General features: G+C 27.9%; 20 protein-coding genes and 2 other annotated features. Of the genes, 19 read left to right on the top strand and 1 reads right to left on the bottom strand.

Annotated elements, in window-relative coordinates; all coding sequences use genetic code 11:
* Window positions 1–137: 137 nt before the first annotated feature.
* The 4 genes from GOQ29_RS11715 to thrS all read left to right on the top strand — a co-directional run bounded on the left by GOQ29_RS11715 (window position 138) and on the right by thrS (window position 4,785).
* Window positions 138–884, top strand: coding sequence for a DUF6873 family GME fold protein (locus tag GOQ29_RS11715; RefSeq protein ID WP_203372846.1), 747 nt, complete (start codon window positions 138–140; stop codon window positions 882–884).
* Between the two features lie 69 nt (window positions 885–953).
* Window positions 954–1,856, top strand: coding sequence for a putative sporulation protein YtxC (gene ytxC, locus GOQ29_RS11710; RefSeq protein ID WP_203372845.1), 903 nt, complete (start codon window positions 954–956; stop codon window positions 1,854–1,856).
* An 87-nt stretch (window positions 1,857–1,943) separates the two neighbouring features.
* Entirely contained in the window at window positions 1,944–2,549 is a 606-nt protein-coding gene (locus GOQ29_RS11705) for a DUF445 domain-containing protein (RefSeq protein ID WP_203372844.1), read from the top strand.
* A gap of 325 nt (window positions 2,550–2,874) precedes the next feature.
* Entirely contained in the window at window positions 2,875–4,785 is a 1,911-nt protein-coding gene (gene thrS / locus GOQ29_RS11700; RefSeq protein WP_203372843.1) for a threonine--tRNA ligase, read from the top strand.
* 34 nt (window positions 4,786–4,819) lie between these two features.
* Here the strand turns inward: thrS and ftsH are convergent, their stop codons facing one another.
* The gene (ftsH, locus tag GOQ29_RS11695) at window positions 4,820–6,376 is read right to left on the bottom strand and encodes an ATP-dependent zinc metalloprotease FtsH (RefSeq protein WP_252187614.1); all 1,557 of its coding nucleotides are present in this window, start codon (window positions 6,374–6,376) and stop codon (window positions 4,820–4,822) included.
* A gap of 265 nt (window positions 6,377–6,641) precedes the next feature.
* Here ftsH and infC point away from each other — a divergent pair, with 265 nt between their 5' ends.
* The 15 genes from infC to argS all read left to right on the top strand — a co-directional run bounded on the left by infC (window position 6,642) and on the right by argS (window position 22,496).
* Window positions 6,642–7,196 (top strand): translation initiation factor IF-3, encoded by a 555-nt coding sequence (infC, locus tag GOQ29_RS11690; RefSeq protein WP_203372848.1) that lies wholly within the window; start codon window positions 6,642–6,644, stop codon window positions 7,194–7,196.
* A 20-nt stretch (window positions 7,197–7,216) separates the two neighbouring features.
* Window positions 7,217–7,414, top strand: a complete 198-nt coding sequence (gene rpmI, locus GOQ29_RS11685) for a 50S ribosomal protein L35 (RefSeq protein ID WP_203372842.1) — start codon at window positions 7,217–7,219, stop codon at window positions 7,412–7,414.
* Window positions 7,415–7,443: 29 nt separating this feature from the next.
* Window positions 7,444–7,797, top strand: coding sequence for a 50S ribosomal protein L20 (rplT, locus tag GOQ29_RS11680; RefSeq protein WP_203372841.1), 354 nt, complete (start codon window positions 7,444–7,446; stop codon window positions 7,795–7,797).
* Window positions 7,798–7,939: 142 nt separating this feature from the next.
* Window positions 7,940–9,307, top strand: coding sequence for a TrkH family potassium uptake protein (locus tag GOQ29_RS11675; protein WP_203372840.1), 1,368 nt, complete (start codon window positions 7,940–7,942; stop codon window positions 9,305–9,307).
* Window positions 9,308–9,317: 10 nt separating this feature from the next.
* Window positions 9,318–9,962, top strand: a complete 645-nt coding sequence (locus tag GOQ29_RS11670) for a potassium channel family protein (protein ID WP_203372839.1) — start codon at window positions 9,318–9,320, stop codon at window positions 9,960–9,962.
* Window positions 9,963–9,973: 11 nt separating this feature from the next.
* Window positions 9,974–10,777, top strand: a complete 804-nt coding sequence (gene rlmB / locus GOQ29_RS11665; RefSeq protein WP_203372838.1) for a 23S rRNA (guanosine(2251)-2'-O)-methyltransferase RlmB — start codon at window positions 9,974–9,976, stop codon at window positions 10,775–10,777.
* A gap of 78 nt (window positions 10,778–10,855) precedes the next feature.
* On the top strand, window positions 10,856–10,945 hold the full coding sequence (locus tag GOQ29_RS15085; protein WP_203372837.1) for a YqzL family protein: 90 nt from the start codon (window positions 10,856–10,858) through the stop codon (window positions 10,943–10,945).
* 4 nt (window positions 10,946–10,949) lie between these two features.
* Window positions 10,950–11,169, top strand: a binding site (T-box leader).
* Between the two features lie 99 nt (window positions 11,170–11,268).
* Complete coding sequence (gene pheS / locus GOQ29_RS11655; RefSeq protein ID WP_203372836.1) at window positions 11,269–12,291, top strand: phenylalanine--tRNA ligase subunit alpha; 1,023 nt, start codon at window positions 11,269–11,271, stop codon at window positions 12,289–12,291.
* Window positions 12,292–12,310: 19 nt separating this feature from the next.
* Window positions 12,311–14,710, top strand: a complete 2,400-nt coding sequence (gene pheT, locus GOQ29_RS11650) for a phenylalanine--tRNA ligase subunit beta (RefSeq protein ID WP_203372835.1) — start codon at window positions 12,311–12,313, stop codon at window positions 14,708–14,710.
* 136 nt (window positions 14,711–14,846) lie between these two features.
* A complete protein-coding gene (locus GOQ29_RS11645; protein ID WP_203372834.1) occupies window positions 14,847–15,386 on the top strand; it encodes a cell division protein ZapA in 540 nt (179 codons plus the stop codon).
* 128 nt (window positions 15,387–15,514) lie between these two features.
* Window positions 15,515–17,893 (top strand): endonuclease MutS2, encoded by a 2,379-nt coding sequence (locus tag GOQ29_RS11640; RefSeq protein ID WP_203372847.1) that lies wholly within the window; start codon window positions 15,515–15,517, stop codon window positions 17,891–17,893.
* A 9-nt stretch (window positions 17,894–17,902) separates the two neighbouring features.
* Window positions 17,903–18,346: a 2-thiouracil desulfurase family protein gene (locus GOQ29_RS11635; protein ID WP_203372833.1), complete on the top strand. Its 444-nt coding sequence runs from the start codon at window positions 17,903–17,905 to the stop codon at window positions 18,344–18,346.
* Window positions 18,347–18,360: 14 nt separating this feature from the next.
* Window positions 18,361–19,335 carry a P1 family peptidase gene (locus tag GOQ29_RS11630; RefSeq protein ID WP_203372832.1) on the top strand — a complete coding sequence of 325 codons (975 nt, stop codon included), beginning with the start codon at window positions 18,361–18,363 and terminating at the stop codon, window positions 19,333–19,335.
* A 14-nt stretch (window positions 19,336–19,349) separates the two neighbouring features.
* Window positions 19,350–20,366 (top strand): alpha-hydroxy-acid oxidizing protein, encoded by a 1,017-nt coding sequence (locus GOQ29_RS11625; protein WP_203372831.1) that lies wholly within the window; start codon window positions 19,350–19,352, stop codon window positions 20,364–20,366.
* 126 nt (window positions 20,367–20,492) lie between these two features.
* Window positions 20,493–20,700: a binding site (T-box leader), on the top strand.
* 95 nt (window positions 20,701–20,795) lie between these two features.
* Window positions 20,796–22,496, top strand: coding sequence for an arginine--tRNA ligase (gene argS, locus GOQ29_RS11620; protein WP_203372830.1), 1,701 nt, complete (start codon window positions 20,796–20,798; stop codon window positions 22,494–22,496).
* Window positions 22,497–22,597: the final 101 nt, after the last annotated feature.

Raw genomic sequence — 22,597 nt, 5'->3', positions numbered from 1 at the left:
GGCATGGCCAAGTGGTAAGGCAGAGGACTGCAAATCCTTTATCCCCAGTTCAAATCTGGGTGCCGCCTCCATGAGAAGACTCTCTAGTATTAGGGAGTCTTTTGTTTTATTATAATTAATAAAAATAGGTGATAAAGATGAAATTAAATCCATTTTTACCTTATAAAAAACCGGATATAGTAATTTTAGATGGAAGAATAGATAAGGAAATAAATGATTATTTTGAACGTTTAGGTATTTGTGTAATTAAAACAAGAAAGCATGAAGGATTATATAATGCAGTAAGTTATCATCCTGATATGATACTCGCTCCAATAGATAGCAATACAATTATAGTTTCTCCAAAAGAATTTTATTATTATAAAGAACTTTTATCAAAATATAATATTACAGTTTTGAAAGGAGAGAAAGAACTAAGTAGAAACTATCCATACAATATTGCATATAATATAGCAAGAGTTGGAGATAATGCTATACACAATTTTAAATATACTGATGAAAAATTAAAATATTATTTTAAAAAAATGAATATACAATTAATTAATACGAAACAGGGATATACTAAATGTTCAACTTCGATTATTAGTAATGAAGCTATAATAACATCTGATATTGGTATAAAGAACTCTCTTGAAAATACTAAAATAGAAGTTTTAACTATAGAACCAGGTTATATTGATCTTCCAGGGTTAAATTATGGATTTATAGGTGGAAGTACAGGTTCTATAGATAATAAATATATATTTTTTTCGGGTGATTATTCTAATCATCCAGACAAAGAAAAAATAGATAATTTTTTAAATATAAATGGTAAAATTCCGAAAATATTATCAAATAAAAAAATAATAGACATTGGTTCAATAATTCCATTAATTTGTATTTAATGTATATATATATTGAATAACCTAAAGCATTACACATATACTACTATTACAGTAGAAAGGAGTGACATAATGTACCGCTTATCAATCGTGTATAATAATAAGGTTTGTAATTTTCCTGATTTATTAAATAATAGATTAAAAACTATAAAGGATAGTATTAATATAAGAAATAAAAGTTATATAAATGGTAATGAAACTATGATTCAGTATATAATTAAAGATGAAAATATAGAGAAAATAACTGAAATTAAAAGGATTATTAAAGATTATATAGCAGAAGAGATAACAGATATAATTTTAAATAAGTATCAATATTTTATAATGAAGAAACAATTATCATCAAAAGATATTTATTTTCCAGAAAATGATATTAAAAAAATATATAATAAGACTTCTAAAATTATTAATAATGGAAAATATGATGGAGATTTATTATATAAAAGTAGTAAAAGACCAAAGATACTTAGATCAATATTAAATTACTTAGAAGATAATAATGAAATAAATATAGAAGGATTTATAAATTTCAGGTTGAATTTTTGGGTAAAATTAATAGAAAACACGGTAGATAAAGTTATTGAAGATTTAATAATAGAAAAAGAACTTGAAGAATTTATAAATATTTTGAAATATTTTGTAGATATTCAATCTCCTAAAATTGATACTGTAAATATTATTTTCATGAAAAATAAAAAGTATCTATTATATGATAAAGATATGAAAATTATAAATAATGATTTTTTAAAAGAAATTGCTAAGGAGATGGATGAAAATGAGATGGGTTATGATGATCTTTTAATTAGTTCTCTAATAACCATTGCTCCAGAAAATTTAATACTTCATATTCAAGATAGAGGAAATGACGATATTATTAAAATTATATGTAGTATATTTAATGAAAAAGTAGAGATTTGTTATGGATGTAATATATGTACTGTAGATAATAAAATAAATCTAATAAAAGAAGATTAAAACTTCTAAGGGTAATCCTTTAGAAGTTTTTTTTAGTATTTTTATGTGGTATAATATTATGGTTAACTTTAAGATGAGGTGAGTTGTATGGAGATATTAGAGATATTTATTATGATGATTATAGGAGGACTTATAGGATGGCTTACTAATATTGTTGCAATTAAATTATTGTTTAAACCCTTGTATCCTATTGAAATACCAATAATAAAATTTAATATTCAAGGTTTAATTCCTAAAAGAAAGAATGAAATTGCAAAGAGTATAGGTGAGGTAGTAGAAGAGGAGTTATTATCTATTCATGAGATAATAGATAAAGCAGTAGATGAAGATGAAATAGGTAGAATAAAAATCACAATATTGAATAAAATAAATATAATTATAGAAGAAAAATTACCGTCGTTAATTCCTTCTACAATAAAAAAAATGATATTGAATTATGTAAACGATTTTATAGTCCAAGAAGGAGATAAGGCTATTAAAGAGTTAGTGGACGAAATGATTGATAATGCAGTAGAAAAAGTTAAAATATCAGAAATTGTTGAGGATAAAATAAATACTTATGATATAAAAAAGATAGAAGAAATAATTATTTCTGTTGCTAAAAAGGAATTGAAACATATTGAAATATTAGGTGGAATATTAGGCTTATTAATAGGCTTGATACAGGGATTATTAGTATTTTATGTTTTTTGATATTTATAATAGTTGACTTAGCTTATAATAGGATATATAATGTAATGTAAATATATATAAATAACATTGAAGGGTCGAGTAAATTGAAAACAGTTTTAAGAGAGGGAATGTCATAGGCTGAAAGCATTCTTAGATATGTTCAATTGAAAACTAACCTGGAGTTGAATCTGATACCAAATTTGGATAAGGATTTCCGTTGATCTCGTTAAGATCTATAAGTTATAAATAAGGGTGGAACCGCGAAGCTAGCCTCGCCCCTAGAGTTATTCTAGGAGCGAGTTTTTTATTTGGATATATAACGAAATAAGAATTGAGGAGGAATATTATGTCAAAAATTAAAATTACATTACCGGATAATTCCGTAAGAGAATATGAAGATGTAGTATCGCCATTGCAAGTAGCTAAAGATATAAGTGAAGGTTTAGCTAGAGCAGTAGTAGGAGCTGAGGTGGATGGGAAAGTTGTGGGTCTTAAAGAGGAAATAAAAGAAGATGCTTATTTGAAGTTGCTTAAATTTGATGATAAAGATGGAGCAGAGGTATTTAGACATACTAGTGCTCATATTTTAGCTAATGCTGTTAAAAGGTTATTTCCTGATACTAAACTTGCAATTGGTCCAGCTATAGATGATGGATTTTATTATGATTTTGATACTAATCATAGATTTACACCAGAGGATTTAGAAAAGATCGAAAAAGAAATGAAAAAAATAGTAAAAGAAGATTTATCTATGGAAAAATTTGTATTACCTAGAGATGAAGCTATTAAATATTTACAAGAACAGGGCGAGGATTATAAAGTTGAGCTTGTAGAGGATTTACCAAAAGATGAAGAAATATCGTTCTATAAACAAGGAGACTTTGTAGATTTATGTAGAGGACCCCATTTACCAAGTACTAAAAAAGTAAAAGCTTTTAAATTATTAAATATAGCTGGGGCTTATTGGCGTGGGGATGAAAATAGAAAGATGTTACAAAGGATATATGGTACATCTTTTGAAAAGAAAAAGGAATTAAATCAATATATAGAACGTTTAGAAGAGGCTAAGAAAAGAGATCATAGAAAATTAGGTAAAGAGTTAGGGTTGTTTACAATAATGGAAGAAGGTCCTGGATTCCCATTCTTTTTACCTAAGGGAACTGTACTAAAAAATGAGTTATTAGATTTCTGGAGAAATCTTCATAGGGAAGAGGGATATGTAGAAGTTGAAACACCAATAATATTAAGTAGAAAATTATGGGAGACTTCTGGACATTGGAATCACTATAGAGAAAATATGTATGAAGTAAAAATTGATGAAGAGGATTTTGCTATTAAACCTATGAACTGTCCTGGAGGATTTTTAGTATATAAAAATGAAATGCATTCTTATAGAGATCTTCCGATGAGAGTTGCAGAGGTTGGTAAGGTCCATAGGCATGAATTGTCAGGAGTATTACATGGACTTATGAGAGTTAGAGCTTTTACTCAAGATGATGCCCATATATTTATGTTACCAGAACAAATAAAGGATGAAATCAAAGGTGTAGTAAGAAAAATTGATAAGATATATACTACTTTTGGTTTTAAATATAATATTGAATTGTCCACTAGGCCTGAAAAGTCAATGGGCTCAGAAGAAGATTGGAATATGGCTGAAACAGCTTTAAAAGAGGCTTTAGAAGAATTAGAAGTAAATTACATTTTAAATGAAGGGGATGGAGCTTTCTATGGTCCTAAGATAGATTTTCATTTAGAAGATGCTATAGGAAGAACATGGCAATGTGGAACTATACAGCTAGATTTTCAAATGCCTCAAAGGTTTGAATTGACTTATATAGGAGATGATGGAGATAAGCATAGACCTATAATTATTCATACTGCTGCATTAGGTAGTATAGAAAGGTTTTTAGGAATATTAATAGAACATTATGCTGGAAAGTTTCCAGTTTGGTTATCTCCAGTTCAAGCTATAATACTTCCTATATCTGATAAGTTTAATGATTATGCAGAGAAAATCAAGGAAGAACTTGCAAGTAAAGCAATAAAAGTAGAAGTAGATGATAGGTCTGAAAAAATAGGATATAAAATAAGAGAAGCTCAACTTCTGAAGATACCATATATGTTGGTTGTTGGTGAGAAAGAAGTAGAGAATAATGCAATATCTGTTAGATCTAGAGATGAAGGAGATAATGGAACTTTAACTTTAGAAGACTTTGTGGATAGAATAACAAAAGAAATTAAAGAAAAAAGTTAGACGTAAAAGGATGCCCTGAATTCAAGGCATCCTTTTAATTTACTGTTTTAGTTAATTGGTGATTTTTTTCGAATATTTCATTTAGTTCATTAATACTCATTGTTTCATTATCTATAAGATATCTTGCTACATCTTTTAGAAAATCTATATTTTCTTCAATGACATTAAGTGCTTTAGTGTAGCAGGATTCTATTATATTAGATACTTCATTATTAATAGATGTTATGTAATATCTAATATAGTTTTCATTTATAGCCATATTACCTAATGAACTCATTCCATAATTACATACAATATTTGTAGCTAATTCTGTAGCCTTTTTTAAATCATTTTCTGCACCTGTAGTAATTTCATTAAAAATAACTTTTTCAGCAGCTCTTCCAGCTAAAAGAACTATTATTTTATTATATAATTCTTTTTCTGTAAGTAGGTATCTTTCATCATCAGGAAATTTTAAGACATACCCTAAAGCTTGACCTCTAGGGATAATAGATATTTTTTGAATCATATCGGATTTTAATAATTTCCCTACGATAGCATGCCCTGCCTCATGATGTGCAACAATTTCTTTTTCTTTATTTAATACTGTTGGATTTTTTACTTCTAATCCTGCTACAACTCTTTCAATTGCACTATTAAAATCATTAATATCAATTTTTCTTTTATTTTTTCTAACAGCAAGAATTGCAGCTTCGTTGGCAATATTAGCTAATTGAGCTCCAGAAAAACCATGGGTTTTTCTGGATAATTCCTCTAAATTAACGGATATATCAATTGGTTTGTTTTTTACATGAACTTTAAATATATCTTCTCTAGCTTTTATATTAGGATTACCTATATAAATGTGTCTGTCAAATCTTCCAGGTCTTGTTAATGCCTCATCTAGTAAATCTAATCTATTAGTAGCTCCTACAACAACTACTATAGAATCCTTGTTAAATCCATCTAATTCTACTAATAATTGATTTAATGTTTGATCTTTTTCGTTATTGCTATCTAGATTTCTTTTACAACCAATAGCATCTATTTCATCAATAAATATAATTGTTGGAGAATCTTTTTTTGCTTTTTCAAATAAAGCTCTTATTCTTTTAGCACCAACACCTACATATTTTTCTACAAATTCGGATCCACTAGAATATAAAAAATTTGAATTGGTTTCGCCTGCAAGTGCTTTTGCTAAAAGAGTTTTACCTGTTCCAGGTGGACCATGGAATAGTATTCCACTGGGAATTTTTGCACCCATTTTTTGAAATCTTGTTGGGTTATTGATGAAATCTATTATTTCTTGCATTTCTTCCTTAACTTCATCTAGACCAGCTACATCATTAAAAGATACATTTGGTTTATTTTTTTTTCTTAATTCTTCCTCAGATTTTTTATTAGTAGTAATAGAGGAAGCAACTAACTCAGGATTATGTTTTTTTCTTATATAATAAACCAATAAACTTAAAGTTATAAGCCATATTAAGATATTATCTACCATTGATGTATTAAGTATATTTGTATCTTTAGTGTAAACATCATATATTAAAAAGGAAGAAAAGATTATGAATATCATTAAAATTAGTTTAATTAATTTATATTTCAAGATATCTCCGCCTTTTCTTATTTGTAATTATAGTTTAACCAAATAGTATTCTAATATTATTAAGTTTATGGTATAAATGGATGGTATTATATAGAAGTTTAAAAAAATGTTGACATATTGAAATCTTTAACATATAATGATATGGAAAACAAAGTGGAAGTTTCGCTTCTCACCTTATGGCTAAAGCTTATAGGTTAATAGAAGAAAAGCATAAATGTTTATTATTTATGTATGTTTATTTCTATTAGGAGAAGGCGAAGTTTTGATGACTCGCTTTTTTTATTGCAAATTATATAGGAGGTGTTTTGATATTAAAGAACTTCAAACTAACGAGCAAATTAGAGATAAAGAAGTAAGACTTATTGATTCCAATGGTGAACAGATAGGTGTTGTTCCTATTAAAAAGGCTCAGGCTATAGCTTTTGACAGAAAGTTAGATCTTGTTAAAGTAGCTCCAAATGCTAAGCCTCCTGTTTGTAGAGTAATGGATTATGGAAAGTATAAATATGAACAGGCAAAGAAAGAAAAGGAAGCTAAGAAAAATCAAAAAACGATTAATATAAAAGAAGTTAGATTATCTCCTCGTATAGAGGATCACGATTTAAATGTAAAAAGTAATCAAGCTAATAAATTTTTAAAAAATGGAGATAAAGTGAAAGTTACTGTTAGATTTAGAGGTAGAGAGCTTGGTCATACTGATGTTGGAAGAGAAGTACTGAAAAAATTTGCTGAATTAACTTCTGAATTGGGAGTTATAGAAAAGAAACCTAAAATGGAAGGTAGAAATATGATAATGTTTCTAGCTCCTATTGAGTCATAGATTGAGAGGAGGAATTTATTATGCCAAAAATGAAAACTCATAGAGGTGCAGCTAAAAGATTTAAGAAAACTGGAAAAGGTAAAATAAAAAGATGGAGTAATTATAAAAGTCATATATTAGGTAAAAAGACTTCTAAAAGAAAGAGAAATTTAAGAAAAGAAAAAATAATGGATAGTAGTGACCAAAAGAGAATCGATAAATTATTACCATACAAATAGAAGACAGATAGTTAAGGGAGGTTTTTAAAATGGCTAGAGTAAAAAAGGCAATTAATGCTAAGAAAAAGCATAAGAAAGTATTGAAACTTGCAAAGGGATATTATGGAGCTAAAAGTAGATTGTTTAAACCTGCTAATCAAGCGGTTATGAGAGCTCTTAGATCAGCATATATAGGACGTAAATTAAGAAAAAGAGATTTTAGAAAATTATGGATTACAAGAATAAATGCTGCTGCTAGAATGCATGGTTTATCTTATAGTAAGTTTATAAATGGACTTAAAAAAGCTAATATAGAGGTAAATAGAAAAATGCTTTCAGAGATGGCTATACATGATCCTGAAGGATTTAAAGCCTTAGTAGAAACAGCAAAAGAAAATATATAAATATAAAGTTCCGGAGACGGAGCTTTTATTTATATATAAATTATTTAATATTTATGTATATAATAATTATATTGACTTTTACTTATTTAATTATGATGATATAATAGGGAACAATGAAATAACTAATTTTTATATTTAGGGGATGATTAATATAGAAATTCAAAACAAAATTAATAAATTAAAATCTAACCCTGCTCAAGTATTAGTTTTAGGTTTTGCGGCATTGATAATTATAGGAGCATTACTTTTAAATTTAGCTATAGCTTCAAATAATGGAGAAAGCGTAGGATTTATTGATGCATTATTTACATCTGCTTCTGCGGTATGTGTGACAGGATTAGTAGTAGTAAATACAGCAGCTCACTGGACTTTATTTGGTAAAATTGTGATACTTATTTTAATACAAATTGGTGGTTTAGGATTTATGACAATGGCTACTTTGGTATCTTTAGTTATTGGAAAAAAGATAACATTGAAAGATAGACTCATAATGCAAGAAGAATTAAATCAGTTTACTTTGTCTGGGTTAGTAAAATTAACAAGATATATAATAATTTCTACATTTGTTATAGAGATTATTGGAGCGATATTTTTATCTTTTAAGTTTATTCCGATTTATGGAACAGGTAAAGGCATTTGGTTTTCTGTATTTCATGCTATATCTGCTTATTGTAATGCTGGATTTGATATTATAGGAAATAGTATGGAATCTTTTGTGACTAGTTCAATAGTAAACTTTACGATTAGCTTGTTAGTTATAATAGGTGGATTAGGATATTCAGTATATATTGATGTTACTAATAATAGAAAATTTAAAAGCTTTTTATTGCATACAAAGGTAGTTTTAGTAATGACTAGTGTACTTTTAGTATTAGGAGCAATTGTATTTTTTATTGTGGAATATAATAATCCTGAAACTATAGGAAATTTATCATTTAAGTCAAAAATTATAGCATCATTTTTTCAATCTGTGGTTCCTAGAACAGCAGGATTTAACAGTGTTAGTATGGCGGGAACTACAAATGCTACTGCATTTTTAATTATAATTTTAATGTTTATAGGAGGTTCTCCTGGTTCTACTGCTGGAGGTATCAAAACTACAACTATGGGAGTAGTAATTTTATCAATAATTTCAGTTGTTAGAGGTAATAATGATGTGACAATTTTTGAAAGAAGAATTTCTAATGAAATTATATTTAGAGCTCTAGCAGTCTTAGGCATAGGATTATTAATAGTAATAGTAGTTACAATGACTTTATCATTAACCGAGACTAACTTAGAAAACTATGATTTTTTAGATATTGCTTTTGAAACAGTATCGGCATTTGGAACTGTAGGGTTAAGTAGAGGAATTACATCTTATTTATCTGATATAGGAAGAATAATAATATCAATAACTATGTTTATAGGAAGGGTTGGTCCTCTAACAATGGCATTTGCTTTTGCTAAAAAAAGGAAAACTAAAAAAGGGTCATATAGATATCCAGAAGAAAAAATAACTGTAGGTTAGGAGGAATTATATGAATCAATTTGTTGTTATTGGATGTGGAAATTTTGGAACAAGTGTAGCTGTGACATTACATAAGTTAGGATATGATGTCTTAGCAATAGATAAGAATGAAGAAAAAATACAAGAAGTATCTAATAAAGTTACTCATGCAGTACAAGCGGATGCTATAGATGAAAATACTTTAAAAACTTTGGGATTGAGTAATTTTGATGTAGCAGTGGTAACTATTGGGTCAGATTTACAGTCCTCAATATTAGCGACTCTGCTTGCTAAGGAATTAGGTATAGAAGTTGTAATAGCTAAGGCTAAAAATGAACTTCATGCAAAGGTATTATCAAGAATTGGAGTAGATAAGGTTGTATTTCCTGAAAGAGATATGGGGATCAGAGTAGCTAATAATCTTGTAACATCTAGTTTCCTAGATATGATTGAATTTGCTCCAGATTATAGTATAGTTGAAATAAGTGCTATAAAGGAATGGACAGGTAAGAGTTTAAAAGAGTTGAAATTACCTAATAAATATGGAATAAATGTAATAGCTATTAAACATAATGAAAACATGAATATTTCACCTTATGCTGATGATATAATTCAAAAAGATGATATTCTTGTAGTGATAGGTCATAATAAGGATTTGAAGAAACTAGAAAAATAGGTGTGTTTTAAATGGAAATCATAAAAAGTTCTTCTAATAAATTTATTAAAGAAATTAAAGGACTAAATAATAAGAAGATTAGAAATAAAAAAGGATATTATTTTATAGAAGGAATTAGAATTGTAGAGGATGCAATAAAATCTAATGAAGTGATAGAGTATATTTTATATTCAGATAAGCTTTTTCAAACAAAAGATGGAGAGAAACTATTTAGTATTATTAAGGATAAATATATAAATTATCAAATAGAGCATAATTTATTTAAAGAAATATCAGATACAGAAACACCTCAAGGAATTATTGCAGTAATGAAAATTAAAAAGTATAATTTAGAATATTTTCAAAGAGAAAATTTGTTTTTGATTTTTTTAGATAGAATTCAAGATCCTGGAAATATGGGTACTATAATAAGAAGTGCAGATGCTTTAGGTGCTGATGGAATTATTATAAGTAAAGGTTCAGTAGATATATATAATCCAAAAGTAGTAAGATCCACAATGGGATCTTTGTTTCATATACCAATAATACAAGTAAATGATTCTATTGAAACTATACTAAAATTTAAAGATGAAGGAGTAAGAATATTAGCTACTACTTTAGAAAAAGCTAGATATTGTTATGATATTGATTTAACCAAGAATATATTATTAATTATAGGCAATGAAGGAAATGGTATAAGAGAAAAACTACTTAATATAAGTGATGAGAATATAGTCATACCAATGGAAGGAGATTCAGAGTCGTTAAATGCTTCTATAGCATCTTCAATAATTATGTATGAGGTTCTTAGACAGAAAAAAATATCTAGAAAATAAATTTGGCTTGTATACACCTTGTATTTTAAAATATCTAGTGCTATAATTTAATTAAATAGCATTAAAGGGGTGTAAGGAATGTTAAATGCTCAATTTTATTGGCATGTTTTTGAACTTACTGGTTCCATAAATGCGTATCTTATGTATAGATATTTATTAATAAATTAATAATAAAAAAGTATTGATGAAGAGAGTAGATATTTGATGCATAAAGAGAGAGGATATTTAAGCTGAGAGTATCCTTATGTTTGATAATATTGAAATTCACTTCTGAACTGCTAGACTGAACTTAAGTAAGTCTATGCCGGCTTTGCTGTTAAATAGATCGAGAGGCTATAATAATGATATTATAGTTATTAAGAGTGGTACCGCGAAAGACCTTCGTCTCTTTGAGATGGAGGTTTTTTATTATACGTTTTAAGTATTATTAGTATGCTTTATTGAATAATTATTTTCATATAAAAAGAATTTAAGGAAAGGAGAAATAGAAAATGAAAGAAAAGATTCAAGAACTAAGAAGTATTGTAATTAATGAATTAAAAAATATCAATGATTTATCGTCTTTAGATAAATTAAGAGTAAGATATTTAGGTAAAAAGGGCGAATTCACTAAAATATTAAGAGGTATGGGAGCACTTTCAAAAGAAGAGAGACCTGTTATTGGTAAACTTGTTAATGAAGTTAGGGAGGAATTAGAAAAAAGAATCGATGTTATAAAAGTCAAATTAGAAAATGAAGTGAAAAATGATAAATTAAAGAAAGAAAAGATAGATATAACTTTACCAGGAGATAAAATTAGTTTTGGTCATAGACATCCTCTTATACAAGTAGTAGAGGAGTTAGAGAATGTATTTTCTAAAATGGGATTTCAGATAGTAGAGGGGCCTGAAGTAGAAACTGTATATAATAATTTTGATGCATTGAATTCTCCAGAAAATCATCCGTCTAGGGATAAATCTGATACGTTTTATATAACAGAAGATATATTATTGAGAACTCATACATCACCAGTGCAAATTAGAACTATGAAAGAAAAGAAACCTCCATTTAAGATTGTATCTGCTGGAAGAACGTTTAGATTTGATGATGTAGATGATACTCATTCACCAATGTTTCATCAATTAGAAGGGCTTGTTGTTGATAAAAATATTACTATGGCAAATTTAAAGCATACTATTGATATGTTTATTAAGGAATTATTTGGGGAAGAGATGAAGACTAGATTTAGACCTCATTATTTTCCGTTTACTGAGCCGAGTGCTGAAGTTGATGTTTCTTGTCTGAGTTGTAAAGGAGAAGGCTGTGAAGAATGTAATGGTACAGGATGGAGTATGGAATTATTAGGATGTGGTATGGTACATCCAAAAGTGTTAAAAAATTGTGAGATAGATCCTGATGAATATAGTGGCTTTGCTTTTGGTTTAGGTGTGGATAGAATAGCCATGGTTAAGTATGGAATAAATAATATACGATTATTATTTGAAAATGATATGAGATTTTTAAATCAATTTTAGTAGATAAGGAGGAATAAATATGTTAGTACCAGTAAAATGGCTTAAAGATTATGTAAACATAGAAGATATAAATACACGAGAATTAGCAGATAAATTGACAATGTCAGGTTCTCATGTAGATTCTATTGAGGAAGTTGATAAGGGAGTTAGTAATGTTGTAGTCGGGAAAATAGAAAAAATAACTGACCATCCTAATGCAGATAAATTAGTCATAACTAATATTGATATTGGTGATGATAATCTTCAAATAGTTACAGGAGCTAAAAATATTAATGAAGGAGATTATGTACCTGTAGCATTAGTAGGTTCTAAGCTTCCTAATGGAATGAAAATAAAGAAAGGAAAATTAAGAGGAGAAATTTCTAATGGAATGCTTTGTTCTGCTGAAGAACTAGGTATTAATTCTGATTTGATTTCAAAAGAATTAAAAAATGGTATATATATATTAGACGAAGCTTATCCACTTGGAAAAGATATTAAAGAAGTACTAGGACTTAAAGGAGAAGTTATAGATTTTGAAATAACCCCTAATAGGCCGGATTGTTTGAGCATTATAGGTATGGCAAGAGAAACAGTAGCAACTTTTAAAAAGGAATTAAATATTCCTAAGGTGAAAATTAATAATGAAGTTGATGATATTAAAAATTTAGTTAATAGTATAGAAGTATTAAATACAGAATTATGTAGAAGATATTATACTAAAGTAGTAAAGAATATTAAAATTGAAAAATCTCCATTATGGCTAAGGAGAAGACTTATAGAATCAAATGTTAGACCTATAAATAATATTGTAGATATAACAAATTTTGTTATGTTAGAGTTAGGCCAACCAATTCATGCATTTGATTTAGATAAAATAAACAATAAGAGTATAATAGTAAGAAATGCAAAAGAAGGAGAAAAAATAACAACATTAGATGGAGTAGATAGAAAATTAGATACTGATATGCTAGTAATAGCTGATAGAGAAAATCCTATTGCAATTGCAGGAGTAATGGGTGGAGAAGATAGTGAAGTAACGGAAAATACTAAGTCTATTCTTATAGAATCTGCTAATTTTGATGGAAGAAATGTAAGACTTACATCTAGAAAATTAGGTTTAAGAACTGAAGCTTCAGCTAAATATGAAAAAGATTTAGATCCGAATATTTCTGAATTAGCTTGTAAAAGAGTTTGTCAATTAATTGAGGAAATAGGAGCAGGAGAGGTAGTAAAGGGAAATACAAATATTTATGAAAATAAATTAAATGAAAGAGAATTAATTTTGAGACCGGAAAAAGTAAATTCTTTATTAGGATTAGAAATTTCTATTGAATTTATGATTGATACATTAAATAGATTAGAATTGAAATCTGAAATTAAAGATAATAAAATGTTTGTTAAAATTCCTACATTTAGGAATGATATTCAGATAGAAACTGATTTAGTTGAAGAGATTGGAAGAATATATGGATTTCACAATATTAAATCTGTTCCACTAATAGGTTCATTAACTAAAGGAGGCAAGTCTAGAAATAGGGAAATACAAGATTATATTAAAAATTCTCTTACTGGTATGGGGCTTAATGAAATAACGACTTATTCTTTTATAAGTCCTAGAGCTTATGATAACATAAATTTACCAGGAGAAAGTTTAAAGAGAAGAAATGTTGAAATCATGAATCCTTTAGGGGAAGATTATAGTGTTATGAGAACTACATTAATTCCTAATATGTTAGATGTGTTGAGTAGAAATTATAAATATGGAGTAGAAAAGGCTTGGGCATATGAAATAGGAAATTCTTTTATACCTAAGAGTTTACCAATGAATAATTTACCTTATGAAATAAAGACTTTGACTATAGGAATGTATGGAGAAACAGATTTCTTTTATTTAAAAGGAATTTTAAATAAATTATTTGATTTATTAGGAACAGATGAATTAGAGTATATTGTTGAAGAAAATCATAAAACTTTCCATCCAGGAAGATGTGCCAATATTATATATGGTAACTATATATTAGGTATAATTGGTGAAATACATCCTGATGTATTGGGGAATTATGATATTAAAGAGAAAGTGTATATGAGTGAATTGGACTTAGATATAATATCATTTATAACAAAATTAGATAGAAAATATAATGAGTTACCTAAGTATCCATCTATTACTAGAGACATAGCTATAATAGTTGATGAAAATATTTTAGCTAAACAGATAGAAGATATTATTAAAGATAATGGTGGAGATTTATTAGAAAAAATTAATTTGTTTGATGTATATCAGGGTAAACAAATACCATCAGGCAAGAAAAGTATAGCGTATTCTATTGTATATAGATCATTTAAAAAGACATTAACAGATGAAGAGGTATCAAATGTACATGATGAAATTGTTAGTAATTTAATTTCTGAATTGAATGCTGAATTAAGAAAATAGGACTATAAACTTAAAGGGTGTGAATATTTGATTCACACCCTTTAAATTTATTATCATTAATTATATAATAATATAAAGTGAATAGAATGTTATTATACATTAATTATACAGAAGTTAAATTAAAGGAGAGGATTTTATGACTGATAAGAAAAAAGTCATAGTTAAAATAAATGGACAAGATTATACTGTAATAGGAGAAGAATCAGAAGAATATATAAATCATATTGCTAATTATATAGATAAAAAGATGAAAGAAATTTTAAGTCAAAATAATAAATTTAGTCAATCTATGGCTGCAATTTTAACTGCTTTTACAATAACAGATGAATATTATAAAACTAAGATAGAGTTAGAAGATTTGAAAGAAGAGGTAGAAGAACCTTTGCGAGAATTAGAGAAATTTAAAAAAGAAATCGTTCAAATAAAAGAAGATTATGAAAAATTAAAAGAAGAAAGAGATAAATATAGTAATGAATTATATGAAATTAAGAAAGAAAGAGATGAAAATATTGATTCCATCAAAGATTATAAGAATTCTTTAAATTTAAAGGAGTCTGAATTAGAAGATAGCCAAAAGATGATAGATGGGTTACAAAATAAATTATTTGAAAATCAAGTAGAATTAGTTCAATTAAAAAAGGAGTTAGAAGAAATAAAGACAGAATTTGATAAGTAAATAAATGTAGGATAAAATTATTTCTCTAGTTTAAAAAATATAATTAAGTACTATTATATATATAAACAGATTAAGCGGTAGTAGATTTAAGAACATATCTTTAAGGGGTGTTATAAAAAGTGTCTAGTATAAACAAAAAGTCTTTGAAAACATTAGAGTATTTTAAAATAATAGAAATTTTGAAGACAAAAGCCGAATCTTCTCTTGGTAAAGACATAGTGGATGAATTGAACCCTATGAAAGAATTGATGGAAGTGAAGAATGCTCAAGATGAAACAGAAGAAGGAGTAAATATTATATTGAGAAGAGGAAATCCACCTTTAGGAGGTATCTTTAATCTTTCCTCAGAAATATCTAGAGCAGTAAAGGGGGGAATATTGTATCCTAGTGCTTTATTAAAAATAGCAGATAGTTTAAGAGTAGGTAGAAGACTTAAGTCTTTTATAAGGAGTGATAGAGAAGATAAGGATTCTTTCTATCCTATACTAGAAGGATATATAGGTGATATATCTACATTTAGAGAGATTGAAGATGAAATAGAAAATGCAATAATTAGTGATGAGGAAATATCAGATAATGCAAGTTCAGCATTAAGATCAATTAGAAGGCAGATTGAAACAAAGAATTCTTCTATAAGGAGTAAATTAAATTCAATAATTAATTCTTCTAATAATAAAAAAATATTGCAGGATAGTATTATAACTCTGAGAAATGATAGATATGTGGTTCCAGTTAAACAAGAAAATAGGTCTCAATTTCCGGGGTTAGTACATGATCAATCATCTAGTGGTGCTACTTTATTTATTGAACCTATGTCAATAGTAAATTTTAATAATGAACTAAAAGAATTAAAAGTAGAAGAAAAAAAAGAAATAGAGAGAATTTTAAAGGATTTAAGTGAAAAAGTAGCTGAAATTTCAGAGTATATAATGAGTAATCAAAATATATTGGCTAAACTTGATTTTATTTTTGCAAAGGCTAAACTTGCTTTAGAAATGAATGGAACTAAACCAATATTAAATGATGAAGGTAAAATTTATATAAAAAAAGGAAGACATCCTTTAATACCTAAGAATGAAGTTGTAGCTAATGATATTTATTTAGGTGAAAAATTTAGCTCTTTAATCATTACTGGTCCTAATACAGGAGGGAAAACTGTAACATTAAAGACTGTAGGACTGTTAACTTTGATGGCTCAAGCAGGCTTACATGTCCCATGTGATTATAATAGTCACATGGCTGTATTTAATAATATATTTGCTGATATAGGAGATGAACAGAGTATAGAGCAAAATTTAAGTACATTTTCATCTCATATGACTAATATTGTAAATATAATAGATAGTTTAGAGGATAATAGTCTTGTTTTATTTGATGAGTTAGGAGCAGGAACAGATCCTACTGAAGGTGCGGCATTAGCTATGTCGATTTTAAATTATCTATATGATAAGAATATAATGACTATAGCTACTACTCATTATAGTGAATTAAAATTATATGCTATAGCTACTGAAGGTGTAGAAAATGCATCTGTAGAATTTGATGTTGAAACATTAAGTCCTACTTATAAATTATTGATAGGAGTACCTGGTAAGTCAAATGCCTTTGAGATTTCTAGTAGACTAGGATTACAAGATGTTATAATAGAGAAATCTAAAGAGTTGTTAACAAAGGAAAATATTCAATTTGAAGATGTTTTAGCGAACATAGAAATAGATAGAAAAATTAGTGAGAAAAATAAAGCAGAGTCTGAAAGACTTAAGAAAGAAATTAGTAAATTAAAAGAGGAATTAGAAGAAAAGAGACAAAAGATTGATAAAGTTAGAAAAAATACTTTAAAAGAAGCTAAAATTGAAGCAAGAAAAATATTAGAGAAAGCTAAAGTCGAAGCAGATGAGATAATAAGAGAATTAAGAGATATATCTACTGATATAGAGAAAGAAAGAAATAAAAAGATACAAGAATCTAAAGATAGATTGAAGAATAAATTGAATACTATGGATGATGATTTAGCAGATAATATATTAGGTCAAACAAGTACAAATCCACCTGAAGACTTAAAAGTTGGAGATCCAGTTAAACTTTTAAATCTTAATCAAATAGCTACAGTTTTAACTGAACCAGATAAAGATGGAAATCTAATGGTACAAGCTGGTATTATGAAAGTAAATGTAAATTTAAGTAATATAGAAAAAACAAAAGATCAAGAAAAGGATAAAACTGAACATTCAACTAAAGGTATTGTTAGATCTAAAACAAGGTCCATAAAAACAGAGCTTGATTTAAGAGGAAAAAATCTGGAAGAAGCAATGTTAGAAGTAGATAAATATTTGGATAATGTGTATATAGCTGGTTTGAATCAAGTGACAATTATTCATGGAAAAGGTACTGGAGTATTAAGGGAAGGTATAAAACAGCAACTTAAGAGTCATAGTCATGTTAAAGGATTTAGGCTAGGCAAATATGGTGAAGGTGGAACAGGTGTAACTATAGTAGATTTGAAATGAGGATGAAATATGTATTTAATAAGTGCGTGTCTTGTAGGTGTTAATTGCAGATATAATGGTAAAGATAATCTTAATGAAAAGGTTCTTGATTTTATGAGGAATAATGAGACTATAATAGTATGTCCAGAACAATTAGGGGGGTTAAGAACTCCTAGATTTCCTGCTGAAATAGTAGGTATAGATGGTAAAAAGAAGATTGTAGTGGATAATAAAAATACTGATGTCACCAAAGAATTTTATAAAGGAGCTTATGAAGTATTAAAAATTGCTAAATTATATAATATTAAGGGAGCAATTTTAAAATCAAAAAGCCCTTCATGTGGATATGGAAAGATATATGATGGGAGTTTCTCAAACAAATTGATAGTAGGCAAGGGAGTTACTGCAGAAATTTTAGAAAAAAATGGTATAAAGATTTATACTGAAGAGGATATTGATAGATTTAATACTTAATTGGAGGCTTAAATATGAATGAAATTGGTATTAAAGATATAGAAGGTATATATGTAGGTAATGCTGAATACAAAAATGGCCCAACGGGGTGTACAGTTATAATATCAGAAAAAGGTTCAGTAGCTGGAGTAGATGTTAGAGGTGGATCGCCAGGTACAAGGGAAACAGATTTATTAAAACCAGAGAATTTAGTTAAAAATATTCATTCAGTAGTTTTATCTGGTGGTAGTGCATATGGGTTAGATGCAAGTAGTGGAGTAATGGAATTTTTAGAGGAGAAAAATATTGGATTTAATACTGGGGTTGCAAAAGTACCAATAGTTTGTAGTGCAGTATTATTTGATTTAAATTTAGGGGATCCTAAAATAAGACCAGATAAAACTTTAGGTTATAGAGCTTGTGAAAATGCTTATAATAGAAAGTTTAAAGATGGTTCTTATGGAGCAGGTGCAGGTGCTACTATTGGAAAATTATATGGTTTAGATAGGGCTATGAAGGGGGGAATTGGTTCTTATGGTCTTCAAGTAGGTAATCTTAAAGTACTATCATTAGTAGCAGTAAATGCCTTGGGAGATATTGTAGATAATGAGAAAAATGAAATTATAGCTGGATTACTTGATAAAGATAAAAATTTAATATCTACAGAAGATGAAATGCTAAAAAACTATGATAATAAAAAAAATCTTTTTGGACAAAACACAACAATAGGTGTTGTTATAACTAATGGTAAATTTTCTAAATCTGAAGCAAATAAAATAGCATCAATGGCTCATAATGGTTATGGGAGAGCTATAAGACCATCTCATTCAACATTCGATGGAGATACAATATTTACTATGGCTACTGGCAATATAGAGGCAGATATAAATGCAGTAGGTATGTTATCAGCAATAACTATGGAAAGAGCAATCTTAAAGGCTGTTAAACTTGCAGAATCGAAAGACAGAGTATTATCTTATAGAGATTTAAAAAATAAAAAAATTATATAAAGGGGGTTTGTATCATGGATATAGATGAGATAAGAAAAGAAGCAAGAAATAAAATGAAAGGTTATTGCAGAGTTTGCCCTGTATGTAATGGTGTAGCTTGTGCTGGGGAAGTTCCTGGTATGGGAGGAAGTCTTACGGCTCAATCTTTTAAGAATAATATTGAGGAATTAAAAAAAATAAAATTAGTATTAAAAACTATTCATAATACTAAAAAACCAGATACTTCTATTGAATTGTTTGGTCAAAAATTAAGTATGCCAATCATATCAGCTCCTATAACAGGAAGTAGTTTTAATATGGGAGGAGCTCTAACTGAAGCAGAGTATGTAGATGCTGTTATGAAAGGTAGTATAGAAGCTGGGACTATTGCAATGACAGGAGATACAGCTGATGCAAGTATGTATCAAGATGGACTAAAAGGAATTGAAAGTGTAAATGGAAAAGGCATACCTATAATAAAGCCTAGAGAAAATAAAGCAATATTAGAAAAGATTAAAATGGCAGAAGCTATTAATCCGCTAGCTATAGGTGTAGATATAGATGGAGCTGGATTGGTTACGATGGCTTTAAAAGGACAACCTGTGGGACCAAAAGCTAAGAATGAGTTGAAAGAATTAATTAATTCTACGAATCTACCATTTATATTAAAAGGAATTATGACTGTAGAAGAAGCGAAAATGGCTGTAGAAATAGGTGCTAAGTCTATAGTAGTATCTAATCATGGTGGCAGAATATTAGACCATATAAATGGTGTAGCTAAGGGACTTCCTGATATAGCTAAAGCTGTAAAAGGGAAGATAACTATTTTAGCTGATGGAGGAATACGTTCTGGAATAGATGTATTCAAAATGATAGCATTAGGTGCAGATGCAATACTTATTGGAAGACCAATAATTATTGGAGCCTATGGAGGATATGAAGAAGGAGTAAAATTAACATTAGAAAAGATGCAAAAGGAATTGTTACAAGCTATGATTTTAACTGGTAATAGTGACATATTATCAATTGATTATAAGAGTATTAACATATAATAAAAATTTGGATAAAATAAGGTATAATTATACTTTATAGAGTATAATATAAAGTATAAATGTAAAATAGTATATTCTTTGCTTGATTACTTAATAATTATATGGTATATTAAATAAAAATTAATAAAAAATTCTATGAAGAGGATAGTAGAATATATTGAATGTTATAGAGAGTCGGGAATGGTGGAAACCTGATGCAGGAGATTTATTTGAATAGAGCCTTGGAGAAGCTATCTGAAATGAGTAAGATAAGTCGGTTATACCGTTATTATATTATGAGTGGACATATATTTGTCAATTAGAGTGGTAACACGGGTGAAATCTCGTCTCTTTTATAAAAGAGACGAGATTTTTTATATATTAGTTTAAGTAAGGATTATAATAAAAATAATTTATTGATTATGTAAATATTATATAGGAGGTATTTAAATGATAGATTTTAAAGAAAAAATTGCAGACTTAATACATGAAAATGTAGAAGCAATATCTAAAGAAGAATTATTAAAATTAATTGAAATTCCACCGAATTATGAAATGGGAGATTATGCAATGCCTTGTTTTAAAATGGCAAAAATATTTAGAAAAGCTCCTAATATGATTTCAGAAGAAATCGTAAAAATGATTGCAAGGAACAAATATTTTGAGAGAATAGAAAGTGTTGGACCTTATGTTAACTTTTTTATAGATAGAGGGTTATTTGCTAAAACTGTACTAAAGGAAGTTAATGAAAAGGGTGAAAAGTATGGTGCTACTAATATAGGTAAAAATAAAAATGTAATAGTTGAGTTTTCTTCACCTAATATAGCAAAGCCTTTTCATATAGGACATATAAGAACTACGGTAATTGGTCATTCATTATATAGGATATATGATTTCTTAGGATTTAATACTATAGCAATTAATCATTTGGGAGATTATGGAACTCAATTTGGTAAATTGATTGTTGCTTATAAAGAATGGGGAAATAAAGAAGTTATAGAATCTAATCCGATCCCAGAATTGTTGAAGTTATATATTAAATTTCATGAAATAGTTGAAGAAAAACCTGAATATGATGATTTGGCTAGAGAGTGGTTTATGAAATTAGAAAAAGGAAATGAAGAAGCTAAAGAATTATGGCAATGGATTAGAGATGTTAGTTTAAAGGAATTCAATAGAGTATATAATATGTTAAATATAAAATATGATTCTTTTGCTGGGGAAAGTTTCTATTCTGATAAAATGCCTAGAGTAATTGATATAATGAATAAAAAAGGATTAATGAAAGATTCTCAAGGAGCAAAAATTATAGATTTAGAGCCTTATGGTATGCCTCCAGCATTGATTCAGAAAAGTGATGGATCAACATTATATATTACTCGAGATATAGCTGCAGCGTTGTATAGAAAAGAAACTTATGATTTTTATAAAAATATATATGTAGTAGGGTCACAACAAAAATTACATTTTGAACAATGGATAAAAATTGTTGAATTAATGGGATTTGATTGGGCTGAGGATTGTGTGCATGTTCCTTTTGGAATGGTATCCTTAGAAGAAGGTACAATGTCTACTCGTAAAGGAAGGGTTGTATTTTTAGAGGATGTATTGAATAAAGCTATTGATAAAACAAAAGAAATTATAGCAGAAAAAAGTCCTCATTTAGAAAACAAAGATGAAATTGCAAGACAGATAGGAATAGGAGCTATAGTATTCCAAGAGTTATCTAATAATAGAATAAAAGATTATACATTCTCATGGGATAGAACATTAGCTTTTGAAGGAGAAACAGGACCATATGTTCAATATACTCATGCAAGAGCTAGTAGTGTGTTATCAAAGGCAAATGTAGAAATAACAGATGATATTGATTATTCTTTATTATCAAACGAAGAGGCTATAGATGTTATAAGGTTAATTCATGATTTAAAACAAATTATAATAGATGCTATGGAAAAAGATGAACCATCTATTATAACTCGACATATAGTTGATTTAGCTCAAGCTTTCAATAAATTTTATCATGATTGTCCAATTCTAGTAGATGATGAAGAATTAAGAAAATCACGATTACTTTTAGTTAAATCAGCAAAGGATGTTTTAAAAACAGGATTGTATTTATTAGCAGTAGAAGCACCAGAAAAAATGTAACAAATAATATATAAAGATACCCAAGGGTAAAAATATAATATAAGGTGACCCCAAAAAGTTAGACTTTTTTCAGAGTAGAGATTTGTAATGATTTCTACTCT

The organism is Anaeromonas gelatinilytica (assembly GCF_016820635.1).
Classification (GTDB): Bacteria; Bacillota; Clostridia; order Tissierellales; family SIT17; genus Anaeromonas; species Anaeromonas gelatinilytica.
The sequence above is the reverse complement of the archived record's forward strand: the minus strand, read 5'-3'. Positions and strand labels throughout refer to the sequence as shown.

Coding starts and splice junctions, on each gene's coding strand:
- GOQ29_RS11715 (WP_203372846.1), top strand. CDS start 138: ATGAAATTAAATCCATTTTTACCTTATAAAAAACCGGATATAGTAATT.
- ytxC (WP_203372845.1), top strand. CDS start 954: ATGTACCGCTTATCAATCGTGTATAATAATAAGGTTTGTAATTTTCCT.
- GOQ29_RS11705 (WP_203372844.1), top strand. CDS start 1,944: ATGGAGATATTAGAGATATTTATTATGATGATTATAGGAGGACTTATA.
- thrS (WP_203372843.1), top strand. CDS start 2,875: ATGTCAAAAATTAAAATTACATTACCGGATAATTCCGTAAGAGAATAT.
- infC (WP_203372848.1), top strand. CDS start 6,642: ATGACTCGCTTTTTTTATTGCAAATTATATAGGAGGTGTTTTGATATT.
- rpmI (WP_203372842.1), top strand. CDS start 7,217: ATGCCAAAAATGAAAACTCATAGAGGTGCAGCTAAAAGATTTAAGAAA.
- rplT (WP_203372841.1), top strand. CDS start 7,444: ATGGCTAGAGTAAAAAAGGCAATTAATGCTAAGAAAAAGCATAAGAAA.
- GOQ29_RS11675 (WP_203372840.1), top strand. CDS start 7,940: ATGATTAATATAGAAATTCAAAACAAAATTAATAAATTAAAATCTAAC.
- GOQ29_RS11670 (WP_203372839.1), top strand. CDS start 9,318: ATGAATCAATTTGTTGTTATTGGATGTGGAAATTTTGGAACAAGTGTA.
- rlmB (WP_203372838.1), top strand. CDS start 9,974: ATGGAAATCATAAAAAGTTCTTCTAATAAATTTATTAAAGAAATTAAA.
- GOQ29_RS15085 (WP_203372837.1), top strand. CDS start 10,856: ATGTTAAATGCTCAATTTTATTGGCATGTTTTTGAACTTACTGGTTCC.
- pheS (WP_203372836.1), top strand. CDS start 11,269: ATGAAAGAAAAGATTCAAGAACTAAGAAGTATTGTAATTAATGAATTA.
- pheT (WP_203372835.1), top strand. CDS start 12,311: ATGTTAGTACCAGTAAAATGGCTTAAAGATTATGTAAACATAGAAGAT.
- GOQ29_RS11645 (WP_203372834.1), top strand. CDS start 14,847: ATGACTGATAAGAAAAAAGTCATAGTTAAAATAAATGGACAAGATTAT.
- GOQ29_RS11635 (WP_203372833.1), top strand. CDS start 17,903: ATGTATTTAATAAGTGCGTGTCTTGTAGGTGTTAATTGCAGATATAAT.
- GOQ29_RS11630 (WP_203372832.1), top strand. CDS start 18,361: ATGAATGAAATTGGTATTAAAGATATAGAAGGTATATATGTAGGTAAT.
- GOQ29_RS11625 (WP_203372831.1), top strand. CDS start 19,350: ATGGATATAGATGAGATAAGAAAAGAAGCAAGAAATAAAATGAAAGGT.
- argS (WP_203372830.1), top strand. CDS start 20,796: ATGATAGATTTTAAAGAAAAAATTGCAGACTTAATACATGAAAATGTA.